A 6916-nucleotide genomic window follows, 5' to 3' on the forward strand; every position below is an offset into this window, starting at 1 on the left:
ACCGTTTACGGCATGGATGCCCTAACCGAGCCTACAGGGACGTATTCACGGCGTGTTGGTGTGGGTATATCGGTTCGGCTGTTCCACCGACTCTCATTTCGTTAGTAATTCAAGCTCTCTAATCAGCTGCTCGCCTTCGGTATAGGACAGGCCATCTTCGGTTAGGGTATTTAACCGGGTTATACCGTCGACACTGCCGTGGGCAGATAAAAACTGCAAAATGGCTAGTGGGTCGGCCCCTGCCAGTAAGTTACGGCCTTGTAGCACCGACACCATAGCAATAATACCCCAGGCGGCCCAGTTAGACACGTCTGCTACTATCAGTTCGTCGCATTCAGTGACGGCCGGAATAATATTCAGCTGGTCTAAAAATGCGACCATATTTCCCATACCAATTTCATTACCGCCATCCCCAATACCGATAGTAGGGCAACGGGCCAGGCTTAAAAAGTGGTCGAAACTGGCGCAGCGCGCGGTAATATCTTCGCCGCGCATATTGGCGTAGCGGCCGGCGGCGGTAAAGCCGGGGCGTTCTATCGAGATCACCAGCTGGGGTTGCAGTTCGGCCAGGGCCTGACTGGCAATAGCCGGCAGATTTTGCTGCTGGTTTACGCTGATTTGATAGGTACGGTAACGGCTGGCAAGCACCGAACATAGCGGGTTGCCGCTTACCAGTATGGGCCTGGCGCCTAATTGTTCAAGCAATTGATATAAAGCAATAGCGCCAACCGGGCCATCAGTTTCAAAGGTATCGAGTACCGGAAAACCAGTACCAATTAATACCGTGCCGCGGCATTGGTTAAGCAACCGGGCGGCGCGCAGGATATAACCCGGGCGCAGCTGTTGTTGCAGCAGTTGCATGCCGCGTAAGTTGCGGGCAACCAGTAGCTGCTCTATTTGCTGGCTTAGCGCGGGTAAATCAGGTGTTGTCATTAGCTGCTCCCGCGCTGCTGCAACGTGCGTTTATTTCTGCTAATAACCTTGCATCACGGGCCCGGGCCAGCAGCAGGGCATTATGAGCCTGCTGCGGGTCAATTTTTTCAAAGCTTAGCACGGTGCCAGCCGGTGCCTGGGCCAGCTTCCAGCAATCGAGCGACAATACGCTGCCTATTTTCGGGTAGCCACCCAGCGTTTGCCGGTCGTTTAGCAGCACAATAGGCTGGCCGTCGGGCGGAATTTGCACCGCGCCATAACAAATACCCTCAGATAACAGGCTCTGGCTGCTGCACTGAATGGCCGGGCCACTGAGCTTGACGCCCATCCGGTCAGCTTTTGGGGTCACGGTGTACTGGTTAAGATAAAACCGCTGGCGCGCCACGTTACTGAATAATGGCAGCTGATAGCCTTCAACAAGTCGCAGGCTAAGCCCTTTAGTAAAGTCAAAATCAGGTTGCTGGCCCTTGGCTAAATGCCGAAGTGGTAACGGAGCGCTGGCTAGCACTGGCAGTTTGTCGCCCGGTTGCAGTTTAGCGCCGTTTTGGTGAAGGCCGCCGATTCCTTCGCGCATCACGGTGGCGCCACTGCCAAAATGCGGGGCAATCTGAAAACCACCGGCAACGGCCACATAAGCGCGCAATCCCAGGCTTGCCATGCCCAGTTCAATGACATCGCCCGCCTGCACCGGATGGCTTTGCCATTGTGTTTTATTCTCGCCGTTGATGGTAAGGGCAACGCTGGCACCGGTAACGCACAGGTTGGTAGTGCAATGGGCCTTTAACTGCAGGCCACCAATGCTGCATTCAATAAGGCTGGCATTCGCGTCGTTCCCTACGAGGGCATTTGCCCAATGCGCCGAAGCGGCATCGAGCGGGCCGCCATTGGTTAAGCCCAGAGCGCCCTGGCCAAAGCGGCCCTGATCCTGAACAAGGCTTAGTACGCCGGGGCTAAGCACTTCAAAATAGTCCACTTCAAAATGGCTCATAGCTCTCCACCCAACTGCAAAAATTCGGCTTTGCTAATGGCAACAAATTGCACTTCGTCACCAACGGCCACCGGCATGGCGGGCTCTTGATCCGGCTGAAACATTGGCGTAGGGCAAAGGCCAATAATATTCCAGCCACCTGGCGATACTGCCGGGTATACCGCAGTTTGCCTATCGGCAATCGCTACTGCCCCACGTGGCACTTTAGCGCGCGGCGAGGCAAGGCGCGGCATGGCCAGTTGTGCTGCCACTTCACCTAAATAAGCAAAACCCGGGGCAAAGCCAATGGCATAAACCCGATACAGCTGCTGCTGATGCAGTTTAATGACCTGTTCGATACTAAGCTGTTTGGTTTTGGCAATACGCGCTAAGTCGGGCCCGCTTTGCTCGCTGTAATAGACCGGCAGCTCAATACGCCGGCCACGGGCAACTGTATTGCTGCTAAGCGAGGCAAGTGCCTTGTTAAGCAGAGTGCTAACGGCAAAATGATCACAACTAAACGGGTTAAATACCACCAGTACCGAGGCATAAGAGGGAAGCAGTTCGACTAAATGCTGGCCCAGTGCCTGGCGAATAAGCGGCATGGCCTGCTGCACTAAACCGGCAATATCTGCAGCCATTTTCTGCTCAAAATACAGCATAACCGCGTTTTCGCTGGCCAGGGCAAGACGGTACAACGACATGCTCAGCGTACTGCCTGCAACAACTGGCGAATTTGCGCCACCTGCGCTACTGCCGCCGGGTTGTCGCCATGCACACAAAGGGTATCGGCTTGCAGCGCCAGGCGCTGGCCGGAGGCGGTGGTTACGCTGCCATCGTTCAGTAATTCAGACACCTGAGCCAGTACTGCCGCATCATGCAATACCGCGCCGCTTTGGCTGCGCGGGGTTAGCTTGCCTTCATCGGTATAGCGTCGGTCGGCAAAGGCTTCAAACAATAATGCCACTTTTAATTCGGCTGCCTGTTGCTGGTAAGTATGGCGGTTGTTATCGGCCAGCAGCATCAGTTTTAACGGTTTATGATAGCTGGCTATGGCCTGCACTACCGCCTGCCACACAGCAGGTTTGCTCATCATATCGTTATACAATGCACCATGCGGCTTTACGTAGCTTAAGTTTAAACCCTGACACTGCGCCATGCCATCCAGCGCGGCAATTTGATAATGCAGCAGGTTAATAATTTCGTTATGTGAGCACTGCATACTGCGCCGGCCAAAGCCGTTCAAATCGGGGTAGGCAGGGTGGGCACCAATAGTGACATTATGCTGTTTCGCCAGTTGTAAGGTGCGCTGCATTACATCGGGATCGCCGGCGTGAAAACCGCAGGCAATATTGGCCTGATCAATATAAGGCATTACCTGACTGTCAAGACCCATAGTCCAGCTGCCGAAGCTTTCGCCTAAATCGCAATTAAGTTGCATGCTGTCTCCCGGATCTTTGGCTTAAGGAATAAATTATTCATGTTGTGCGGCCAATTAGCAAGCGTTGTCATAATACAGCAAGTTGAATAGGCTTCGCCCGGCCGACGGTTTGCAATTTGCTGAGTTTAAGTTATTACTTAATTGTTAACTTAAGGCCAGCAACATGCACAGCGACACCGCACCAGAACAACGCAAGCAGAAAACCGGACCTAAAAGGGTTGCCGGGTTGCTGTTGCTGATGGCGGCATTACTGGCGCTGATGGTGTTTGGTTACTATCGCCACGCCCAAGCTCGCAGTAGTGTAATTAATCAGGATTACTTCAGGGTGCTGGCTGAGGCAAGCAATACCTTTACTGAAAACCTGATAAAACTGCAAAGTTTGTATGATTATCAGGAAAGCGAAACTGCTATCAGGGCGTTGTTTCCCAGTTATAAAGTTACCCACCGCCAACAGCTGTCCGGCGACTGCCCGCAAGCGGAGGGAGATGAGAACGCGACCCCTTGCCCCAGCTACCGCAATCGCTACTGGTTAACTCAGGATAAAGTGCAGCTGCGTTGGTATCAGCAGACTGAAAACAACAGTGTAAATTATCTTGAAGCGGAAATTCAGCATGCCGATTTTTTACCTGAACCAGAGCGTGGTTTCAGCCAGTTGTTGTTTGTTACTGAAGATAGTCAGGTACTGGCCAGTACCGGCGGTGAAACAACCATTTCTTTTGTTAATTTAACCAGCGTAACCGAAGCACTTAGCAAGCAGCAATACCGTGATTTTTTTAGTGAGGTAACCGATAGCAGAGCGCCACCTGAGCCCAGGCTGCCAAGTTACAGTGTTCATCTGGACATGGAGCTGTCTTACGGTGACTACCGCTTGTTTATTTATCCGATGCGACTGGCCGCCGGCTTGGTCGCCGTCAACAATAATGCAGCAGATCAGGCGGTATCGCAGCTGTATCTGGTGGGTTTACTGCCTCAGCAACAGCTGGCCGAGCAGGGCAGTGGCTACTGGAATATCCCTTTGCTGTTTGCCACCCTGGTAAGCTTAACCTTTGTCTGGTCGGTACTTCGGATGTATTTACAGCCGAAAAACCAGTCGGTTAACCGCTTGTATGCCAGCTTTTGTTATTTGGTGGCCTATGGTTTTTTTTCGGTATTACTGGCCCTTATTTTCAGCTATTTGACCGTAACCGTATGGCAGCAGAGCCGGCAGCAACAGGCACAAGCTTATGTTGAACAATTACGGACTGATTTAACAGCTGATATCCATGCCGTATTTAGCCAGCTGCATAGCTACAGTTTATATTATCAGCGGCACTGGCAGGGGGATGCGATTGATACCGCATTGTTGCCGGAGGCGGTAACGCTAAAGCAAATTAATTATCAGCAATTGTTTGCGCCCTGTCCGAAGACAGAGCTGGCCTATGATTTTTATCCAGAGCACATGCACGTCGCTGCTGACAAAGAATGCACCATGCAAACGTACTATCGTCAAAATTCTGATGAAAATAGTGCAGCAGCGGCCAGCAAGTTGTTGTCGGTAACCTTGCTGGATGCAGTAGGCCGCTCACGCTTCCCATCTATGTATTTTCTGGAAAACAACGCGGCGCCCAAGGTGTATGATTTATCACACCGTGATTACTTTAAGCGGGTACGAAATGGCAATGGCTGGCAACTGTCGTTGAATAATCAGCGCTTTGACAATGTGTATATTCAGCGGTTACTGAATGTGAATAACGGCACCCGGGGCACCACCATTGCGATGCCATTAGAGATTAAGCGAAGCGATGACGGTGAGAGTGACAATGACAGTAACAGCAATGTCAGCGATGCCGGCTTTGTGCTGGTGGCCGATGTGGTGCTGCCGTCGGTGAGTCTGGCACCTCCCTCTGCCAACGGCCTGCAGTTTATGGTGGTGGAGCGACGTACCGGTAAGGTGTTGTATCACAATGATAATAGCCGCACTTTTGTTGAAAATATTTACTACATCGGCAGTGAGAGCAACCTGCTGAGCCAGACCGTCAGATCCGGTGAGCCGGCCGGTAGTGCTGTCAGAACCGGTCTTGCCGGCTTTTATCATGGTCAGCCCGGTAATTTTATCCTGGCGGGCTCACCGGTAGATGAATGGGCGCTGGTGTTGTTTTATCCGCAGGATCATGTCGATGCCATTATGAGCAACCAGTTTCTGATCTTCAGCGTCAGCATGATTGTATTCTTTTTGCTGTTGATCACCGCTTTACTGCTGCTGCGACGCTTTATTAACAGTAAGCTGGTAAAAAACCGGCTGGGGATCCCGCTTGGTTTTGACAGCCGGCGCTTGTTGTTGCTGGTGTCACTGGTCTGGGGCCTGGTTTATGGTTTTTTTGCGCTGCGCACTGCGCTGCAGCTTACTATCCCTTCAACCCAGCTTGCGTCGCTATTGCCGTGGTTAAGCGCCGTATTATCTTTGCTGATTATTGGTTGTGTCAGCCTGTTTTTGCGCCAGCGCAAACCGCAGGCACCGGTAATTAAACCGGCCGCTAAACTAATGATAGCCTGCAGTGTCGCTGTAATCAGCTTTCTGCCGTTCAGTTATTTGTCTTATATCAGCAAGGTGCCGCAGCAGGCCTTGCAGGCTCATTATGCCAAAATGCAATGTATTGAGTTTAATCGCGAGCGGGCCGAGTTACATGAGTTTGCTATAAACCGTTTTCCTAATTCCATTACTGAGCAGCGTTTGCAACCCACCCAGCTGCTGCCGGTTTCCTGGTCTGTGGCAACCTATCAGCAGCGCTGCGCCGGCGTCAGCAGTAGCGGTTTGCCGGATGACTATCCGAAACTCAGTACCATTATTGGCAATACGTACTTGTGGCAGTGGATAAAAACTTTTCTGGTGCGCTTAGAGCCGCTTGAGATGAATAGTGAGGCGCAGCGCAGCGCGTCTGACAATCAACAAGGCATTGGCAGTGAAGCCATGCAAACATTGCATGATACCAGCAACAGCCCGAAAACATTGAGCCAGCTATTGCTTGTCAGTATGCAGTTTTTGCTTCCGTTGCTGTTGTTCTTAGTGCTGTGGCAGCTTTATGTGCGTCGGGTGTTATGGCTGAGACTGGGTTATGACAGTGATTTTTTACGGCATATTTATCAGCTGAGCGCCAAAACGCAGCTGGCAGCTGCGACACGGCTGGTTGACGGGTTGCAGCTACAGTTAACCGCCTGTCCACCGGCCGGGGTAAATCTACTGATGCTGTTAAAACAAGTGCGGTTGGCCGAAAGCGGCAGCGCGCTGCTGCCGGGTTTTGAGCAGCTTTACCGGCGAAGTGCCACCTTACAGCAGCTTGACGATGAATTGCAGAACGTGTCGATAATGCTGCAGCAGAGCGAGCCTGGCAAGACGATGCAGGTTACTCTAAGCCAGATAGATACCGGTCTGAATGGCCCGAGGCGGCGCCAGCTGTTACTGGGCCTGATTACTGAACTCAAAGCGCTGACCTTATTAGGCGAGCTCAGTGCCTTTACCCTGGTGATGGGATTTAACAGTTTGCAGCGGCTTACCATCAAAGACGAGTTAGTTACCGCCAGCGAAAGTGCGCTGCAGC

At 52.0% G+C, this 6916-nt stretch carries 5 protein-coding genes; 1 reads left to right on the plus strand and 4 read right to left on the minus strand.

Annotated elements, in window-relative coordinates; all coding sequences use genetic code 11:
* Positions 1-93: 93 nt before the first annotated feature.
* Genes ABY802_RS15215 through ABY802_RS15230 form a run of 4 tightly spaced genes read right to left on the minus strand, consistent with a single transcriptional unit; the run spans position 94 to position 3341 of the window.
* Entirely contained in the window at positions 94-933 is an 840-nt protein-coding gene (locus tag ABY802_RS15215; protein ID WP_372627975.1) for a glutamate cyclase domain-containing protein, read from the minus strand.
* On the minus strand, positions 920-1921 hold the full coding sequence (locus tag ABY802_RS15220; protein WP_372627976.1) for a biotin-dependent carboxyltransferase family protein: 1002 nt from the start codon (positions 1919-1921) through the stop codon (positions 920-922). The genes ABY802_RS15215 and ABY802_RS15220 overlap by 14 nt, the downstream gene beginning before the upstream one ends.
* A complete protein-coding gene (gene pxpB / locus ABY802_RS15225; protein ID WP_372627977.1) occupies positions 1918-2604 on the minus strand; it encodes a 5-oxoprolinase subunit PxpB in 687 nt (228 codons plus the stop codon). The genes ABY802_RS15220 and pxpB overlap by 4 nt, the downstream gene beginning before the upstream one ends.
* 2 nt (positions 2605-2606) lie before the next feature.
* Entirely contained in the window at positions 2607-3341 is a 735-nt protein-coding gene (locus tag ABY802_RS15230; RefSeq protein WP_372627978.1) for a 5-oxoprolinase subunit PxpA, read from the minus strand.
* A 163-nt stretch (positions 3342-3504) separates the two neighbouring features.
* On the opposite strand from ABY802_RS15230, the gene ABY802_RS15235 reads away from it, so the two are divergent.
* Positions 3505-6916, plus strand: a 3412-nt coding sequence (locus ABY802_RS15235) for a hypothetical protein (protein WP_372627979.1), incomplete at its 3' end; no start/stop codon positions are given.

Source organism: Arsukibacterium sp. (assembly GCF_041616895.1).
In the GTDB taxonomy this organism is placed as follows: domain Bacteria; phylum Pseudomonadota; class Gammaproteobacteria; order Enterobacterales; family Alteromonadaceae; genus Alishewanella.